This window comes from Xanthomonas boreopolis, assembly GCF_046529185.1.
GTDB classification, from domain to species: domain Bacteria; phylum Pseudomonadota; class Gammaproteobacteria; order Xanthomonadales; family Xanthomonadaceae; genus Pseudomonas_S; species Pseudomonas_S boreopolis.
The window spans coordinates 999,773-1,017,205 of the sequence record NZ_CP097162.1 but is presented as its reverse complement, the minus strand read 5'-3'; the positions used below and the strand labels follow the sequence as shown (position 1 = coordinate 1,017,205).

At 70.7% G+C, this 17,433-nt stretch carries 17 protein-coding genes; 8 read left to right on the top strand and 9 right to left on the bottom strand.

Annotated elements, in window-relative coordinates; translation table 11 throughout:
* Window positions 1–72: 72 nt before the first annotated feature.
* From M3M27_RS04575 to M3M27_RS04560, 4 genes are all read right to left on the bottom strand, one after another.
* Complete coding sequence (locus M3M27_RS04575; RefSeq protein ID WP_140719652.1) at window positions 73–729, bottom strand: LuxR C-terminal-related transcriptional regulator; 657 nt, start codon at window positions 727–729, stop codon at window positions 73–75.
* Between the two features lie 164 nt (window positions 730–893).
* Window positions 894–1,973, bottom strand: coding sequence for an ABC transporter substrate-binding protein (locus tag M3M27_RS04570; protein ID WP_140719975.1), 1,080 nt, complete (start codon window positions 1,971–1,973; stop codon window positions 894–896).
* A gap of 53 nt (window positions 1,974–2,026) precedes the next feature.
* Window positions 2,027–3,412, bottom strand: a complete 1,386-nt coding sequence (locus M3M27_RS04565; RefSeq protein ID WP_434027302.1) for a sensor histidine kinase N-terminal domain-containing protein — start codon at window positions 3,410–3,412, stop codon at window positions 2,027–2,029.
* Complete coding sequence (locus M3M27_RS04560; RefSeq protein ID WP_434027301.1) at window positions 3,396–4,091, bottom strand: response regulator; 696 nt, start codon at window positions 4,089–4,091, stop codon at window positions 3,396–3,398. Before M3M27_RS04560 ends, M3M27_RS04565 begins: the two co-directional genes overlap by 17 nt.
* 504 nt (window positions 4,092–4,595) lie before the next feature.
* Here M3M27_RS04560 and M3M27_RS04555 point away from each other — a divergent pair.
* The 3 genes from M3M27_RS04555 to phbB all read left to right on the top strand — a co-directional run bounded on the left by M3M27_RS04555 (window position 4,596) and on the right by phbB (window position 8,033).
* Entirely contained in the window at window positions 4,596–5,792 is a 1,197-nt protein-coding gene (locus M3M27_RS04555; RefSeq protein WP_434027300.1) for an OprO/OprP family phosphate-selective porin, read from the top strand.
* Window positions 5,793–5,919: 127 nt separating this feature from the next.
* Window positions 5,920–7,245 carry a CitMHS family transporter gene (locus M3M27_RS04550; RefSeq protein ID WP_140719658.1) on the top strand — a complete coding sequence of 442 codons (1,326 nt, stop codon included), beginning with the start codon at window positions 5,920–5,922 and terminating at the stop codon, window positions 7,243–7,245.
* A gap of 47 nt (window positions 7,246–7,292) precedes the next feature.
* Window positions 7,293–8,033 carry an acetoacetyl-CoA reductase gene (gene phbB, locus M3M27_RS04545; protein WP_140719660.1) on the top strand — a complete coding sequence of 247 codons (741 nt, stop codon included), beginning with the start codon at window positions 7,293–7,295 and terminating at the stop codon, window positions 8,031–8,033.
* A 45-nt stretch (window positions 8,034–8,078) separates the two neighbouring features.
* On the opposite strand, the gene M3M27_RS04540 is transcribed toward phbB, so the two are convergent.
* The 3 genes from M3M27_RS04540 to M3M27_RS04530 form a co-directional block, all read right to left on the bottom strand.
* A complete protein-coding gene (locus M3M27_RS04540) occupies window positions 8,079–9,344 on the bottom strand; it encodes a flavohemoglobin expression-modulating QEGLA motif protein (protein ID WP_140719662.1) in 1,266 nt (421 codons plus the stop codon).
* 1 nt (window position 9,345) lies between these two features.
* A complete protein-coding gene (rsgA, locus tag M3M27_RS04535; RefSeq protein WP_434027299.1) occupies window positions 9,346–10,443 on the bottom strand; it encodes a ribosome small subunit-dependent GTPase A in 1,098 nt (365 codons plus the stop codon).
* Between the two features lie 157 nt (window positions 10,444–10,600).
* Window positions 10,601–11,398, bottom strand: a complete 798-nt coding sequence (locus M3M27_RS04530) for a glycosyltransferase family 2 protein (RefSeq protein WP_140719666.1) — start codon at window positions 11,396–11,398, stop codon at window positions 10,601–10,603.
* A 123-nt stretch (window positions 11,399–11,521) separates the two neighbouring features.
* On the opposite strand from M3M27_RS04530, the gene M3M27_RS04525 reads away from it, so the two are divergent.
* Window positions 11,522–12,400, top strand: a complete 879-nt coding sequence (locus M3M27_RS04525) for a glycosyltransferase family 2 protein (protein WP_140719669.1) — start codon at window positions 11,522–11,524, stop codon at window positions 12,398–12,400.
* Between the two features lie 156 nt (window positions 12,401–12,556).
* The gene (locus tag M3M27_RS04520; protein WP_140719672.1) at window positions 12,557–13,828 is read left to right on the top strand and encodes a pyridoxal phosphate-dependent aminotransferase; all 1,272 of its coding nucleotides are present in this window, start codon (window positions 12,557–12,559) and stop codon (window positions 13,826–13,828) included.
* 46 nt (window positions 13,829–13,874) lie between these two features.
* Here M3M27_RS04520 and M3M27_RS04515 read toward each other — a convergent pair whose 3' ends face one another.
* Window positions 13,875–14,207, bottom strand: a complete 333-nt coding sequence (locus tag M3M27_RS04515) for a DMT family transporter (RefSeq protein ID WP_140719674.1) — start codon at window positions 14,205–14,207, stop codon at window positions 13,875–13,877.
* Between the two features lie 99 nt (window positions 14,208–14,306).
* On the opposite strand from M3M27_RS04515, the gene M3M27_RS04510 reads away from it, so the two are divergent.
* Entirely contained in the window at window positions 14,307–14,915 is a 609-nt protein-coding gene (locus tag M3M27_RS04510) for an SGNH/GDSL hydrolase family protein (RefSeq protein ID WP_434027298.1), read from the top strand.
* A 47-nt stretch (window positions 14,916–14,962) separates the two neighbouring features.
* A complete protein-coding gene (locus tag M3M27_RS04505) occupies window positions 14,963–15,634 on the top strand; it encodes a methyltransferase domain-containing protein (RefSeq protein WP_434027953.1) in 672 nt (223 codons plus the stop codon).
* Between the two features lie 35 nt (window positions 15,635–15,669).
* On the opposite strand, the gene M3M27_RS04500 is transcribed toward M3M27_RS04505, so the two are convergent.
* Window positions 15,670–16,446 (bottom strand): polysaccharide deacetylase family protein, encoded by a 777-nt coding sequence (locus M3M27_RS04500; protein ID WP_434027297.1) that lies wholly within the window; start codon window positions 16,444–16,446, stop codon window positions 15,670–15,672.
* A 60-nt stretch (window positions 16,447–16,506) separates the two neighbouring features.
* On the opposite strand from M3M27_RS04500, the gene grxD reads away from it, so the two are divergent.
* Window positions 16,507–17,433 carry a Grx4 family monothiol glutaredoxin gene (grxD, locus tag M3M27_RS04495; RefSeq protein ID WP_140719680.1) on the top strand — a complete coding sequence of 309 codons (927 nt, stop codon included), beginning with the start codon at window positions 16,507–16,509 and terminating at the stop codon, window positions 17,431–17,433.

Genomic DNA, 17,433 nt, shown 5'->3' with positions numbered 1-17,433 from the left:
CGGGGCCTTACCAGGGAAAACCTGACCACGGCTGAAGCCGCTCCTGCGCTTTTGCGAATCACCAATCACGAATCACGAATCACGAATATCGCCACCCTCGCCTTCCGGCTCCAGTCCCTTCACCAGGACCGCCGCCTGCGTGCGGCTATAGCAGTCCAGCTTCTTCAGGATCGCGGTGACGTGCACTTTCACCGTGTTCTCCGCCAATCCCAGTTCGTGCGCGATTTGCTTGTTGAGCAGGCCGTCGGCCAGGCACAACAGCACCCGGAACTGCTGCGGCGTCAGCTGCGCCAGTTTCGCGGCCAGCTGCGCATCGGCCTCCGAACGCTCCGCCGCCATCGGCGGGAACCAGTTGCCGCCGTCCAGTACCGCCGCCACCGCTTCGCCGATCTGCTCGGCCGGCGCCGACTTGGGGATGAAGCCGGCCGCGCCGAACTGTTGCGCGCGCCGGATCACCCGCGGGTGGTCGTTCGAGGAAATCACCACCACCGGGATGTCCGGGTGCTCACCGCGCACGTGCAGCAGCGCCGAGAAGCCGCGCGCGCCCGGCATCGCCAGGTCGAGCAGCACCAGCTCGGCCTCGGGGTGGGCCTGCAGCGCGGCGCCCAGCGTGGTGGCGCTGGAAGCCTCGACTACCGCGGCCTGCGGCAGGCTGCCGCGCAGCACGTGGATCACCGCGGCGCGGAACAGCGGGTGGTCGTCGGCGACGATGAGGCAGGGACTGGACATGCGCGCAAGTCTGGCACGCGCATGGCCGGGCGCAAAACCCATGCCCCGGTGCCTCGGGCGGGGTGGGAAGCTTTTCCCTTCTCCCTCCGGGGCGAGGCGTGTTGCCTGCGAACCATCGGTGCGCACACGCCTGGACGCCGGGCGCGCCGGAGAGAGCGGCTTTCTTAAGGGCCGGCGGTCGCCGACTGCCTGACGCTGCTGCGCCAGGCATCAAGGAATTGCTGGCGCTTGAGCGCGTCCAGGTACACCAGCAGGCCGGGGCCGAGCGCGATGGGCCGGAACGGCGGCGCGGTGCGCGCCGGTGCCGACACGATCGGCGCCAGCCGGGCCTCGCGCGCCAGCACTTGCTGGCCGCGCGGCGACAGCAGGTAGTCCAGGAAACGGCGGGCCTCGGCCACGTGCGGCGCGCGGCGCGGAATCACGGCGGTGCGCAGGGCGACCAGCGTGTAGTCCTCCGGCTGCACGATCGCCAAGGGGGCGCCGGCATCGATGCGCGCCTGCGCATAGGAGCCGAGCACGTTGTAGGCCAGCACCAGCTCGCCCTGCGCGACCTTGTCCAGCAGCACGCCGGTCCGTTCCTCCAGGTGCACCTGGTTGTCGCCGAGCGCGGCCAGCAAGGCGCCGGCGATGCTGCCGAGCTGCGCGTCCTGGGTCGCGAACAGGTAGCCCACGCCGCTGCGCTCGACATCGTACGTGCCGACCTTCCCGCGCAGCGGCATGGCCGGGTCGCGCAGCAGCGCCAGCAGCTCGCGGCGCGTATGCGGCACCTTCGCCGCAGGCAAGCGCCGGGTGTTGTAGACGATCGCCACCGGCTCGTAGCTGATCGCGAAGATCTCGTTGCGCCAGCGCGCCCACTGCGGCAGCGCCTCGGTCTGCGGCGAGCGATGCTCGAGCGCGTGGCCATCGTTCACCAGCTTGGTCTGCAGGTCCATGCTCGCGCTGATCAGCAGGTCCGCGCCGGCCGCGCCGGCCTGCGGATGCAGGTAGCGGTCGTACATGTCCCAGGCGATCACGTCCTCGTAGACCACCTCGGTGCCCGGATGCAGGCGCTGGTAGTCGGCGATCACCGCGGCGAACACCTCGATGTCGGTCGATCCCTGGATGCGCAGCTGCGCGGTTGCCGGCCCCTGCGCCGGAAAGCGCTTCACGTCGCCCGGGTTGGCGAACGCTTGCAGGCAGCAGGCCAGCAACAGCAGCAAGGGCCACCGATACCATCCTGGCTTTCCCGGAGATGGCCGGACCATCGCTCCCGCCAGTACGGGAACCCTGCGCCCTTCGCGCGTACTCGTTGCATGGCTCATGCGTGCACCCGCGGGAATCGCAGCGTGGCGACGAGGCCGCCGCCGACGCGGTTGGAAAGATCGATGCGGCCGCCATGGCTCTCGACGATGCGCTTGACGATCGCCAGGCCCAGGCCGGCACCACCGGAAGGGGCATGCTCGCCGCGCACGAAGCGCTCGAACACGCGCTCGGCCTCCGCGGCGGGAATGCCGGGGCCATGGTCGGCCACGGCCAGCACGCACTCGCGTTCGTCGCTGGTCAACGCGAGCTGCAAGGGCGCGCCGCCACCGTACTTGCAGGCGTTGTCGATCAGGTTCTTCAACGCCTCGCGCAACAGCAGCGCATCGCCATGCACGCGCGCCGGCTGCGGATCGATGGCCAATTGCACCCGCGGCGCGCCGCCGCTGCGCGGGATCGCCTCGTGCAGCGCCTGGTGCACGAGCTCGGCCAGGTCCACCGTTTCGAAGCGCTGCAGTTGCGAGCGGTGGATGGCGCTGGCGTCGCTGAGCAGTTGGTTGAGCAGGCGGCTCATGTGGCTGGCGTTGCGCTCGATCGCCTCCAGGCTGCGGCGCAGTTCGCGCGGATCGTCCTCGTCCAGCGCCAGCTGCGCCTGCGCGCGCAACGCCGCCAACGGCGTGCGCATCTGGTGCGCGGCTTCGGCCATGAACGCGCGCAGGGTCTCGTTGCTGCCGGCGAGGCGCTCCATGAAGCGGTTCAGCGCGCCGACCATGTGCGCCATCTCGCGCGGCGGCGCCACCGCGAGCGGCTTGAGATCGGATGGTTCGCGGCGCGACAGGTCGCTCTCGATCCGTCGCAGCGGCCGCAGCGCGCGATGCACGCCGAGCCCGACCAGGGCCAGCGAGAGCGCCGTCAGCACCGCGATCGCCAGCAACGCGTTGACCACCACCGCGCGGGCCAGCGCGTCGCGCGCGCGCCTGGTCTGGCCGACCTGCACGCGCACCTCCGCCTGCCCGGCCGCAGAGGACACCAGCCGCGCGACCACCACGAAGCGCACGCGCTCGCCGCTGTAGTCGGCGTCGAACAGTTGCGGCGAGGCGCCGGCGACCGGCGCGCGCGGAGGCGCCGGCAGGTCGCCGTAGCCGGTGATCGTGCCGCCGCGAAGGTCGTAGACGCGATAGAACACGCGGTCGTCCGGCGCCATCGCCAGCAGGTCCAGCGCGGCGTACGGCAGGTCCACCTGCCACTGCCCGCCGGCCAGCGCGACGCTGTCGAGGATCGACAGCGCCGAGGACACCAGCAGGTGGTCGTAGGAACGGTTGGCGGCGCGCTCGCCGTACGCGCGCGCGCCGAAGAACAGCACCACCGCCCCGAGCGCGGACAGCAGCCCGAGGTACAGCCACAGGGTGCGACGGATCGAACCGCCGTCAGCCGGCCGTTCCATCGTCCGTCCCGGCCTCGATGGCCTCCAGCAGATAGCCGGTGCCGCGCACGGTGACGATGTGCAGCGGCGCGCCGGCCAGCTTCTTGCGCAGCCGCGCGACATACAGTTCGATCGCGTTCGGACCGGCCTCGTCGTCGAAACCGAACAGGCCGTTGCCGATCTCGTCCTTGCCGACCACCTGGCCAAGCCGGCCGATCAGGATCTCCAGCAGGCGGTACTCGCGGTTGGGCAGGTCCAGCACCTCGCCATCGAGGCTCACGCGGTGCGCGGCGTTGTCGAACTGGAACCCGCCGATCTGCACCACTTCGCTGGCCTGGCCGCGGTTGCGCCGCAGCAGCACGCGGCAGCGGGCTTCGAACTCGCGGAAATCGAACGGCTTGCCGAGGTAGTCGTCGGCGCCCACGTCCAGGGCCTGCACGCGATCCTCGATGCCGTCGCGCGCGGTCAGCATCAGCACCGGCGTGGTATCGCCGCGTTCGCGCATGCCCTGCAGGACCCGCAGCCCGTCCATCCGCGGCAGCCCGATATCGAGCACCACCAGGTCGAAACTTTGGTAGCGCAGCACGCCGGCCGCGGCCATGCCGTCGTTCTGCCAGTCCACCGCATGCCCGCTGCGACGCATACGCCGCACGATGGCGTCGGCGAGGTCGGGATTGTCTTCTACCAGCAGGATGCGCATCGGGAGGGATCTTAAGCGGGATTCGGGATTCGGGATTCGGGATTCGGGATTCGGGATTCGGGATTCGGGATTCGGGATTCGGGATTCGGGATTCGGGATTCGGGATTCGGGATTCGGGATTCGGGATTCGGGATTCGGGATTCGGGATTCGGGATTCGGGATTCGGGATTCGGGATTCGGGAAAAGCATCTTTGCCTGGCCTTGGCTGTCAAGCGATTTGATGCTTTCCCTGCCGTTTTTTGGGCTTCTTTGTGGGAATGGCCTCGGCATGCCGAGGCCGTCCAGTCCCGACAGCAGGCCGGCAAAGCCCGTCGGGACTGAAGTCCCTCCCGCGACAACGCCGATCCGGAGTGGGCTTGCCGCTTCGCCGGATCCCGGGCTCCCGGTCCCGAGCCCTCCTCGACAGGTGGATGACAGCTTTGCCCGCCTAGTCTCCCGGTACGGCCACCCCGCCACGGGGATGGCCCTGGAACAACGCGCCATCACGCGCACCTGGGAGGGTACGTGCATCACCACACACTGCGCCTGCGCGGTCCGCTGGCCTGCGCGCTGGCGTTCGCCGCCGGCACCGCCACCGCCGCCGAATGGGCCGACGGCAACGTCACCGCCGAGCTCGGCGGCCGCATCCACTGGGACTTCGCCCGCTTCGACAACGACGACCGCGGCGCGCCGAACCGCAACGACACGGAATTCCGGCGCGTGTGGCTGGACGTATCCGGCAAGTTCTACGGCTTCGGCTACAAGGTCGAAGGCGACTTCGCCGGATTGCAGGACGAGCCGGGCAGCAAGGGCATCGAGGCCAAGGACGTCTACATCACCCGCAGCTTCGATCGCGGCGTGCTCACCATCGGCCAGTTCAAGCAGTACTTCACCTTGGACGACCGCACCGGCTCCAACTATGGCCAGTTCCTGGAACGCGGCGGCGCGGCCAGCACGCTGGCGCCGCTGTACCGCAAGGCCGTGTCCTGGCAGGCCGCAGGCAAGGACTACACCTGGGCGGCCAGCGTCTACAGCCTGGAAAGCATCGACGTTTCCGACACCAAGGGCGGCGCCTTCGGCGGCCGCGCGACCTGGGCACCCGGCGCGCGCGAGGGCGACGTGCTGCACCTGGGCCTGTCGCTGGCGCACGAGCGCTACGACCATCCCGGCAGCGACGGCGCGGCGGTGCTGAGCATCCGCCCGCGCCCGGCCGGGCACCTTTCCGACAACAGCCGGCTGACCCTGGCGCGCTTCGCCGACGGCCGCGACACCGACGTGGACAAGTGGTCGCTGGAGTACGCGCAGGTGCGCGGCCCGCTGTCCTGGCAAGGCGAGTACAGCGGCGGCCTGTTCGACGACGGCGCGCAGCGCGCCCGCGTGCAGGCGGCCTACGGCTTCGTCAGCTGGTTCGTCACCGGCGAATCGCGCGCCTACGACCGCAAGACCGGGCGTTTCGGCCGGGTCAAGGCGCTCAACCACGATGCCGGCGCGTTCGAACTGGCGCTGCGCTACGACCGCATGTGGGGCGAGCAGCACCGCATCGGCGGCGCCGACCTGATCGACGCCTCCACCGCCTCGTGGACGCTCGGCGCGAACTGGTACCTCAAGCCGAACCTGCGGCTGATGCTGGACCTGATCGACAGCCGCAACCGCGACCACCTGGCCGGCACCACGCTCGACCACACCCGCGCGGTGACCGGGCGCTTCCACTACGACTTCTGACAGGCCCGCTCCTGTGGGAATGACTTCAGTCCCGATGGGACTTCCCGGGAAGCGCCGGGACTGAAGTCCCTCCCGCAAGACGCCCCCCACAGAAGCCCTCCCTCCCCCGCATTACCGAGGAACTCCCATGCTGACCGTGCTCGGCTTCGGAATGGTCATCACCTTCATGTACCTGATCATGAGCAAGCGGCTCTCGCCGCTGGTCGCGCTGATCGTGGTGCCGATCGTGTTCGCGCTGGCCGGCGGCTTCGGCTCCGGCATCAACGAGATGATGCTGGAAGGCATCAAGAAGATCGCGCCGACCGGCGTGATGCTGATGTTCGCCATCCTCTACTTCGGCGTGATGATCGATGCCGGCCTGTTCGACCCGCTGGTGCGGCGCATCCTGCGCATCGTCAAGGGCGACCCGATGAAGATCGTGATGGGCACGGCGATCCTCGCCCTGCTGATCTCGCTCGACGGCGACGGCTCGACCACCTACATGATCACGGTGTCGGCGATGCTGCCGCTGTACCGCCGGCTGGGCATGAACGCGCTCAACATGACCTGCGTGACCATCCTCGCCGGCGGCGTGATGAACCTGACGCCCTGGGGCGGCCCGACCGCGCGCGCCGCCACCGCGCTGCACGTCGATCCCGCCGACGTGTTCATCCCGCTGGTCCCGGCGATGGCGCTGTCGATCGCCGGCATCCTGCTGCTGGCCTGGTACCTGGGCCTGAAGGAACGCGCGCGCCTGGGCGTGGTGCAGTTGCCCGGCGACAACTGGCTCGACGCCAGCGTGTCCGACGATGGCGATGCGCTGCCGCGCGTGGAGGACGCCGAGGACACCAAGCGGCCGAAGCTGCTGTGGGTCAATTTCGCGCTGACGCTGGCGCTGATGACCGCGCTGGTGATCGGCGTGCTGCCGATGCCGGTGCTGTTCATGATCGGCTTCGCGCTGGCGCTGGTGATCAACTACCCGAACCTGGCCGAGCAGCGCCGTCGCCTGGTCAACCATGCCGGCAACGTGCTGGCCGTGGTGTCGCTGATCTTCGCCGCCGGCATCTTCACCGGCATCCTGTCCAACACCGGCATGGTCGAGGCGATGTCGCGCAGCTTCCTGGCGGTGATCCCGGAAAGCTGGGGTCCTTACCTCGCGGTGATCACCGCGATCGCCAGCATGCCGTTCACCTTCTTCATGTCCAACGACGCGTTCTACTTCGGTGTGCTGCCGATCCTGTCCGAGGCCGCCGGCCACTACGGCATCACCCCGGTCGAGATGGCGCGCGCCTCGCTGGCCGGCCAGCCGGTGCACCTGCTCAGCCCGCTGGTGCCGTCCACCTACCTGCTGTGCGGCCTGGCCAAGGTCGATTTCGCCGACCACCAGCGCTTCACCCTGAAATGGGCGGTGCTGATCTCGCTGCTGCTGATGGCCGGCAGCCTGTTGTTCGCGCTGTACCCGCTCGCGGCCTGAGCCCTCCCCCCACTGTCCGCCCGCGTCCACTCCCGAGGAACGACACCATGACCCTCCGCATCGCCTACGTCACCAGCGGCATGGGCAGCATCGGCACCGCGATCTGCCAGAAGCTCGCCCGCAACGGCCATACCGTGGTCGCCGGCTGCGGCCCGAACTCGCCGCGCAAGGCCGCCTGGCTGCGCGAGCAGCGCGAGCTCGGCTTCGACTTCATCGCCTCCGAAGGCAACGCCGCCGACTGGGAGTCCACCGTGGCCGCCTTCGACAAGGTGCGCGCGGAGGTCGGCGAGATCGACGTGCTGGTCAACAACGCCGGCGGCAGCCGCGACATGCTGTTCCGGCAGATGAACCGCGAGGACTGGCGGGCGGTGATCGCCAGCAACCTCGACTCGCTGTTCAACATCACCAAGCAGGTGATCGACGGCATGGCCGCGCGCGGCTGGGGCCGCATCGTCAACATCGGCTCGGTCAGCGCGCACAAAGGGCAGATCGGCCAGGTCAACTACGCCACCGCCAAGGCGGCGATGCACGGCTTCACCCGCGCACTGGCGCAGGAGGTGGCGATGCGCGGGGTGACCGTCAACACGATCTCGCCCGGCTACATCGCCAGCGCTTCCATCAGCAGCTTCCCGCCGGACGTGCTCGACCGGCTCGCCAGCTCGGTGCCGGTGCGCAGGCTCGGCAAGGCCGAGGAAGTGGCCGGCCTGTGCGCATGGCTGGTGTCCGACGAGGCCGCCTACGTGACCGGCGCCGACTATGCGGTCAACGGCGGGCTGTACATGGGATGAGCCTCCGGGACCGGGATGCCTCCCGAAGGGGACGCGCCGGAGGGCTCAACCGGCCTCGTCCTCGCCGGGCAAGCGTCCCAACCGGTCCATCCTGATCCGGTTGGCGAACAGCGAGAACGCCAGCATCCCCGCCAATCCGCTGGTGCGCAGCACCCAGCGCGGCAGCCACCGCGGCGGCGCCAATACGCCCGCGTCGAACAACGGCGCGAACGGCTCAACGTCCTCCAGGGCCATCTTGCCGGCGAACAGCCAACGGCACAGCGGCAGGCGGTCGCGCTGCAGCGCCTGGCGGAAGAACGTGTGCACCGCCACCAACCCGCGCAGGTACACCGTGTCCTTGCAGAAGGCCGCGCCGCCCCCGGTCGGCACGCCGCGGAACACCCGCTGCGCCGACGCGAAACTCTCGGCCTCGCTCTGTCCCGCGTCGAGGAAGTAGCGGAACACCTCGACGAAGTCCGCCCCCTCGCGCGCCCGCGCGATCGCTTCGATGCGCAGGCTGATCCGCTTCAGCCGCTCGATATCGATGCTGCCGGTGATCTGCTCGGCGAAGGTCGCCAGCCCCTCCTGGGTCGCGGTCACGCGCGGCGACGACAACGCCAGGCTCGGCAGGTTCGCCTGCTCGCGCCCGTTGAGCCCGGTCAGCGAGTGCACCAGCGCCTCGTGGTGGAACAACTGCGCACGGTCGTAGTCGCCGAAGCTGGCGCCGCTGCGCAAGCGGATGCGCTCCGGACCGGCCGCGGCCTTGGCGATCAGCTCCGGGTCCAGCTCGACCGCGATCACGCGCCCTTCGAAGAAATCGTCCAGGTCGTTCTGCAGTTGCAGGGCCAGCGCGGTCGCCGACACCGGCACCTGCTCCTCAGGCGCCAGCAGCTCGCGATCCAGCTCCTGCGCGATCTGGATGAAATGCCGCGCCGCCTCGCGCGTGGTCGGGCCCTCGCCCGGCATCGGGTCGTCGGGCACGCCGAACAGCCGTTCGGAATGGCGCGCCGCCTGCACGGTCCCGAGCGACTCCAGCAACGCCGCGGCCAGGTCCCAGCTGCGCACGGACTCGCGCAGGTAGTGGCCGAGCGGGTGTTGCGGATCGGCCGCCGCGGCGATCGCCTCCAGCTCGCGGCGGGCATCGGCGAAATCCAGCCGCGGGTACGCCACCTGCGGTGGCCTGGGCGCACCGCGCGCGACGCTCTCCAGGAACGGCGCCTGCAACGACGCCGGCCAGCTGGTCAGGCTGAGCAGCTTGATCCCGCGCACCGCGCGCACCAACCGCGCATCGAGCGCCGCGTGATGCGCGACGGCGCGGTCGGTCCCGGTCATCTCAACGCCGTCCACGCCGTCCGCCGGAGCGCTTGTCGGAGGGCTTGCCGGGCGCCTTCGCGGCCGCATTCTGCGCCAGCCGCACTGCCAGCTTGCCGGCGGCTCCGGCGACTTCCTCGCGCAGCTTCAGGTAGTTCGCCAGCCGCGCCGGATCGAGCCGGCCCGCCTCGATCGCCGCGCGCACCGCGCAGCCGGGCTCGCTGCGATGCGAGCAATCGCGGAAGCGGCACTGCGCCGCCAGCGCCTCGATGTCGGCGAAGCCGCCCTCGGCCAGGTCTTCCTCGCCGGTCGGCTTCAGCTCGCGCATGCCCGGCGTGTCGATCAGGCAGGCGCCGTCCGGCAGCGCGATCAACGCACGGTGCGTGGTGGTGTGGCGGCCGCGCGAATCGCTCTCGCGCACCTCGCCGGTGCGCATCTTCTCCACGCCGAGCAAGGTGTTGGTCAGGGTCGACTTGCCGGCGCCGGACGATCCCACCAGCACCGCGGTGCGGCCCGGCCCGAGCCAGGCCTGCAGCGCGCTCACGCTGTGCGGATCCTTGGCGTTGACGGCGCGCACCGGCACGTCCTGCGCCGCCAGGTCGATCAGTGCCGCCACCGCGCCGGGCACATCGGCATTGCGGTCGGCCTTGGTCAGCACCACCACCGGCTCGGCGCCGCCGCTGCCGACCAGCAGGCGGTAGCGCTCGATCCGGCGCGGATTGAAGTCGTCGTCCAGCCCGCAGACGATGAACACCGTATCGATGTTGGCCGCGATCACCTGCTGGTGGTAATGCTCGCCGGCCGCGCCGCGCTTGATCGCGCTCCGCCGCGGCAGCAGCGCGACGATCCGGGATCCCTCCATCAATACCCAGTCGCCGACCGCGGCACGTTCATGCGAAGGGAAGCGCGGCAACTGCCACTGCGGGAGCGACTCGGCCTTGATCGCCGCATCGACCCGATCGGCGACCACGTAGCCGGAGCGATGCTGCTCGACCACCCGTGCCGGCAACGCCTGCGGATGCGCCTCGAACAGCGCCTGCCAATCCGGGTCCTCGGCCGTGCCGATCCAGGGCCAGCCGATCCGGCGCAGTTCGGGGTAGTCGGGAGAAGCATCGGTCATGGCGGGGATTCTACGGGTCCGCCGCCCGGAGGCGAGCGAGCCCAGGCTGGAATCCGCCCCTGGACGCGACGCCCAGCGGCAGGGAGACGGCGCCGCGGCGAAAGGGCCGCGCGAACGCGCCGCGCCTCGGCGGGAGGCGCCGCACGCCACGCGCGAATCATGTACCCGGACCGTTCCCCCCATCCCCCGCCTGCAATCCCCACAACCGGATCGCCTTCTGGCGCGCGGTGAACGCGGTCACGTACGCATAGACCAATCCCGCTCGCCCATCCAGAAAGCCGCCGCGCAGCAGATAACCCCGCCAGAACCGCCATGCCGGCGCCAGCACCAGCTTGCTCCAGGACGCGCGCTTGCCGCGCGCATGCGCATGCTCGGCCATCATCTGCGCATAGCGCCGGCCCTTGTCGAGCTGGTGCTCGAACGAACGGAACGGCAGGTGCAGCAGGTCGCCCGGCAACGTGGCCACCGGCCCGTCCACGCTGGCGCTCTCGTGCACCTCGCGTTCGCCCCGCCAACCGCCGCGGCGGCGGTCGAACAGCCGCAACTTGCGGTCCGGATAGGCATTGCCGTGGCGCAGCCAGCGGCCGAAGTACCACGACCTGCGCGCGAAACGGTAGCCGGCCGCGCGTGCGAAGCCGGCCGCGCGCTCGGCCAGGATCGCCTCGCGCAGCACCGCGTCGATGCGCTCGTCGGCGTCCACGCACAGCACCCAGTCGTGCGCGGCCTGCTCGACCGCGAACTGTTTCTGGCTGCGGAATCCGTCGAATGGCCGCACCAGCACGCGCGCGCCCATGCGCTCGGCGATATCCCGCGTGGCGTCTCCCGACCCGGAATCGACCACCACGATCTCGTCGCAGAACGCCAGCGAAGCCAGGCAATCGGCGATGCGATCGGCCTCGTCGCGGGTGATCACGGTCGCGGAAATCGGCGTGGGGTCATGTGCGCGTAACGGCATTGTCGCGATGGCTCGTCAGAGTGCCCTGCGGCACGGGCATGGGGATGCCCGCGCACTGTATCGCCGCCATGTTTCCGTTCGTGGCGGCCACCCGCCGCGACCGCCTTCCGCCGAGCCTCCGCCATGCCGAACGTGCCCGCCGCCACCATCGTGTTCACCACCTACAACCAGCCCGCGTGGCTGGAGAAGGTGCTGCTCGGCTTCGCCGCGCAGAGCCGGCTCGACTTCGAGGTGATCGTGGCCGACGACGGCAGCGGCGAGGAAACGCGGGCCACGATCGAACGGCTGCGGCCCGGCCTGCCGTACCCGGTGCTGCACCTGTGGCAGCCGGACCGCGGCTTCCGCAAGTGCGAGGCGCTGAACCGCGCGATCGTCGCCAGCAACGCCGATTACCTGATCTTCACCGATGGCGACTGCATCCCGCGCCGCGACTTCGTCGCCACCCACCTGCGCCTGCGCGAACCCGGGCGCTTCCTGTCCGGCGGCTACCACAAGCTGCCGATGGACACGAGCCGCGCGATCGGCGCGCAGGACATCGCCAGCGGCCGCTGCTTCGACGTGCGCTGGCTGCGGGAGCGCGGCATGCGGGCCTCGCGGCGCGATCTCAAGCTGTCCGCCGGGCCGCGGCTGGGCTGGCTGCTCGACCTGGTGAGCCCGGCTCGCGCCAGTTGGAACGGGCACGGCGCCTCCGGCTGGAAGCACGACCTGCTGGCGGTGAACGGCTTCGACGAACGCATGCGCTACGGCGGCCAGGACCGCGAGTTCGGCGAGCGCCTGGCCAACGCCGGCGTCCGCGGCAAGCGCATCCGCCACCGCACCGTGGCCCTGCACCTGGACCATCCGCGCGGCTACGCCACCGCGGAGAGCATCGCCTTCAACCGCCAGCTGCGCGCGCAGACCCGGCGCAGCCGCCGCACCTGGACCGAGCACGGGATCGAGAAGAGGCTCGAACCGGCGACGCTGCCGCCCCAATTGGCTTTCTCCCCGAGCAGCGCGTCCTGACGGCCCGGGAACGGCCCCGGGCCGCGCACGCCCAGGCCGGCTCCGGGGGCCCCGGCTATTGGCCGGACGTGGTTGCAACTGCAAGGAAAACCGCCATTCAGTCCCGGCGCATTTCCGCTACCATGCCGGTTCCACGCCAAGACGGCCCCCACCTCCATGTCCGCCCCGAAAAAGCCGCTCGCCACCCGCGCACGCCTGTCCGAAGTCCGCTACGAGATCCGGGGCGAACTGGCGCGGCGAGCCCGGGAGCTGGAGGCCCAGGGCCACAAGCTGGTCAAGCTCAACATCGGCAATCCCGGCAACTTCGGTTTCCGCGCGCCCGAGCACCTGCAGCGCGCGATCGCCGACGACATGGGCCGCACCGACCCGTACACCCACCAGCAGGGCCTGCCGGTGGCGCGCGAGGCGATCGCCGCGGCCTACGCCAAGCGCCAGCACCCGGATGCCCATCCGGACCGCATCTTCGTCGGCAACGGCGTGTCCGAGCTGATCGACCTGTCGCTGCGCGCCCTGCTCAACCCGGGCGACGAAGTGCTGGTGCCCTCGCCTGACTACCCGCTGTGGTCGGCCGCGACCATCCTCAACGACGGCCGCCCGGTGTTCTACAGCTGCCTGCCGGAGAACGGCTTCCTGCCCGACCCGGTGCAGATCGAGACCCTGGTCTCGCAGCGCACCCGCGCGATCGTGCTGATCAACCCGAACAACCCCAGCGGCGCCAGCTACTCGCGCGAACTGCTGGAGAAGATCGTCGCCATCGCGCGCAAGCACGACCTGCTGCTGATGGTCGACGAGATCTACGACCAGATCCTCTACGACGGGGCGCGGTTCCAGCCGGTCGCGCCGCTGGCCGGCGACGTGCCGTGCATCACCTACGGCGGCCTGAGCAAGGTGCACCGCGCCTGCGGCTGGCGCGTGGGCTGGGCGCTGCTGTCCGGCGACATCGCCCGCATCGGCGACCTGCGCAACGCGATGGACCTGCTCGGCGCGCTGCGCCTGTGCGCCAACGTGCCGGGCCAGTACGCGATCGAGGCCGCGGTCAACGGACCGGACACGATCACCGCGCTGTGCTCGCCGGGCGGCCGCCTGTACGAGACCCGCCGCGCGGTGATCGAGGCCTGCGCCGCCAGCGAGCACCTGTCGCTGGTCGCCCCGGCCGGCGCGCTGTACGCGTTCCCGTCGGTGGTCGGCCATGCCGCGCGCGGCTTCGACGACCACGAGTTCGCGCTCGAGTTGATGAACGAGGAAGGCGTGCTGGTGGTGCCCGGCTCGAGCTTCAACGTGCCCTACCGCAACCATTTCCGGGTGACCCTGCTGCCGGAGCCGGCGGTGATGCGCGACGTGTTCGCGCGCATCGACCGGGCGCTGTCGCGCCGCGCCGAGGCCAACACCAAGGTCGTGCCGCTCAAGCGCAAGCAGTCGGCGGCCTGAGCCCGGTCCCGTTCGCCGGTCCAGGAAGGAGCCGCCAGGCCGCGGCTCAATGCGCGCCGGCCTTGGAGAACAGGTTCATCACCAGCACGCCGGCGACGATCAGCGCCATGCCGGCGAGCGCCGGCAGGTCCAGTTTCTGCCCGTAGGCCAGCCAGCCGATCAACGCGACCAGGACGATGCCCAGCCCCGACCAGATCGCGTAGGCGACGCCGACCGGGATCGTCTTCAGGGTCAGCGACAACAGGTAGAAGGCGGCCGCGTACCCGGCCACCACCACGATCGACGGCAGCGGATTGCGGAAGCCATCGCTGGCCTTGAGCGAACTAGTCGCCACCACTTCGGCCAGGATCGCGCCTCCCAGCAGCAGCCACTGTTTCATCGCAAGCCTCCTCGGTGGACGAATGCCGCGATTGTGTATGCTCGGCCTCCATCCCGTCAGCCTTGTCCGCGCCGCGCTTGCGCGCCGTTCCCGCCGAACATGAACCATCGCTACCTCGCCCTGGGCGACTCCTACACCATCGGCGAAGGCGTGCCGGAATCGGGCCGCTGGCCGGTGCAGTTGGCGCAGGCGCTGCGCGCCCGCGGCATCGCGCTGGACGATCCGCAGATCGTCGCGACCACCGGCTGGACCACGGACGAGCTGGAAGCCGGCATCGATGCGGCCGCGCCGCAGGGGCCGTTCGGATTGGTGACGCTGCTGGTCGGCGTCAACAACCAGTACCGCGGCCGCCCGCTCGACGAGTACCGCGTCCAGTTCGCGGCGCTGCTCGAACGCGCCATCGCCTTCGCGGCCGGACGCCCGCAGCGCGTGCTGGTGCTGTCGATCCCGGACTGGGGCGTCACCCCGTTCGCGCGCGCGCAAGGCCGCGACGCGGCCCTGGTCGGGCGCGAGATCGATGCCTTCAACGCTGTCGCGCGCCAGGCCTGCGCCGGGCGCGGCGTCGCCTTCATCGACATCACGCCCTACAGCCGTGCGCACGGCGAGAAAGCGGACATGCTCGTCGACGACGCGCTGCATCCGTCCGCCGCGATGTACGCGGGCTGGACCGCGTTGACGCTGCCTGAAGCCGTGCGTGCCCTAAGCTGACCCCACCGCCGGCCCCGAAACGCACCGTGAGCGACACCGTCCGCCCGCTGAGTCCGCCGCAAGCCCAGGCGATCGCCCGCGCCTTCCTGCCGGCGCATCCGCTGGGCAACCGCTACGACTACTACTACACGCGCATCAAGCTGCGCACCGATCCTCTCTATCCCGGCGTGCTCGAGGCCCTGCGCGGCACCCGCGCGCCGCTGCTCGATCTCGGCTGCGGCCTGGGCCTGCTCGCGCACGCCCTGCGCGCCGACGGGCAGGCGCTGGACTATCGCGGCGTGGACATCGATGCCGCCAAGATCCGCCGCGCGCGCCGGATCGCCGAGCGGAGCGGCCTGCCGCGCACCCGTTTCGAGGTGCTCGACCTCAAGCACGGCGCACCTGGCCATCGCGGCAGCGTGGCCATCCTCGACGTCCTGCAGTACCTGCCCGAGGCCGGGCAATCCGGGCTGATCGCCGACACCGCGCGGATGCTGGAGCCCGGCGCCCGCCTGGTGATCCGCTGCGGGCTGGACGACGGCAGCCGGCGCGGCCGTACCAGCCGCATCGGCGATGTCCTGGCGCACGTGGCCGGCTGGATGCAGGAGCGCCCGCGCTGCCCTCCCACGCGCGCGCGCCTGCAGGCCGAGCTCGATGCCGCCGGGCTGCGCGCCCGCTTCACCCCGCTCTACGGCAATACCCCGTTCAACAACTGGCTGATCGTCGCCGAGCCGGCGTAACGCCGGCATCGTGCCGGGCGGCCCTGGCGCCCGGCTCACGCCCGCGGCAGCACCGCCGCCAGGCCGCGCTCGTCCAGCGCGCGCAGCACGCCTTCCAGGACCGCGAGGTTGTGGCCCCGGGCGATGCCCTCGTGCAGCAGCACGATCGCGCCGGGCCGCAGGTCGCGCACGATGCGCGCGACGGCCGCCCGGGGGTCGCAGGCCACCCCGTCGAACCCGCGCGCGCTCCAGGCCACCCGCACCAGTCCGTGCCTGCGCAGCGGTGCCGCCACCCAGGGATTGGTCATGCCGACCACCGAGCGGTACCAGCGCGGGGCCTGCCCGGCGATGTCGCGCAACGTGCGCTGGGCCTGGCCGATCTCGGCCGCCATCCGGCGCGGGCCCAGCGCCCAGAACCAGCGCTGCGGATGGGTATGGCTGTGGTTGCCGATGCCGTGGCCGCGGCGGACGATCTCGCGCACCAGCTCCGGCCGCCGCGCGGCCCGCTCACCGACCAGGAAGAAAGTGGCGCGGGCGCCATGCCGGTCGAGCAGGTCCAGCATCGCCAGCGTGTCGTCGGAGGGCCCGTCGTCGATGGTCAACCAGACCCGGGGCTCCGCCCCCGCCAGGCGGGTCGCGACCGGCGCGTACAGCCGGGCCCCGGGCAGGAACACCGCGGCGACGAAGCAGGCGTGCGAACCCAGCAGGGCCGGCACGCCCGCAGGCCAGCCGAACCGCCACCACAGCAGCGCCACCGCCAGCTGCGAGGCGGCCAGCCACCAGCCCCAGTGCGGGCGGAATGCGGCGCGATGCAGTGTTTCCGGAGAGCTCATGCCCCATCTTCGCATGGCGCGTAGAATGGACGGTCTCCCAGAAGATCCACGGTCCCCACGATGTCCCTCGACCCCGCCCTGCGTTCGCGCATCGAATCGCTGCTGCAATCCAACCGCGTCGTGCTGTTCATGAAAGGCCAGCCGAACATGCCGCAGTGCGGCTTCTCGGCCAAGGCCGTGGGCGTGCTGAACGAGCTGGGCGTGGACTACGCCCACGTCAACGTGCTGGCCGACCAGGAGATCCGCGAGGGCATCAAGGCCTACGGCGACTGGCCGACGATCCCGCAGCTGTACATCGACGGCGAGCTGGTCGGCGGCAGCGACATCATGCTGCAGATGTACGAGAGCGGCGAACTGAGCCAGCTGCTGGGCGTGGCCGCCCCGGACCTGACCCCGCCGTCGATCACCATCACCCCGGCGGCGGTGGAAATGCTCAAGGGCGCGCTCGCCGACGCCCCGGGCGCGGCGCTGCAGCTGGCGATCGATGCGCGCTTCCAGCCCAACTTCCAGCTGGTGCCGGAAAATCCCAAGGCGATCGCCGCCGAGTCCAACGGCCTGCGCGTGCAGTTCGACCCGTCCAGCGCGCGGCGCGCCGACGGCATCACCATCGACTGGGTGGACGACATCCGCGGCCGCGGCCTGGCGATCGACAACCCGAACGCGCCCAAGCCGGTGCAGGAACTGGCCCCGCGCGACGCCGACGACCAGGTCAAGGCCGGCACGCTGACGCTGGTGGACGTGCGCCCGGCCGACGAGCGCGCGATCGCCTCGGTCAACGCGCCGTTCCGCACGCTCGACGGCGAGGAGCGCGCCGCGCTGGAACGGCTGCCGAAGGACACCCCGCTGGCATTCCTGTGCCACCGCGGCGGCCGCAGCCTGCAGGCCGCCGAGCACTTCCGCGGCCTGGGCTTCACCCGCGTCTACAACGTCGCCGGCGGCATCGACGCCTGGTCCGACGAGGTGGACAACGGCGTGCCGAAGTACTGA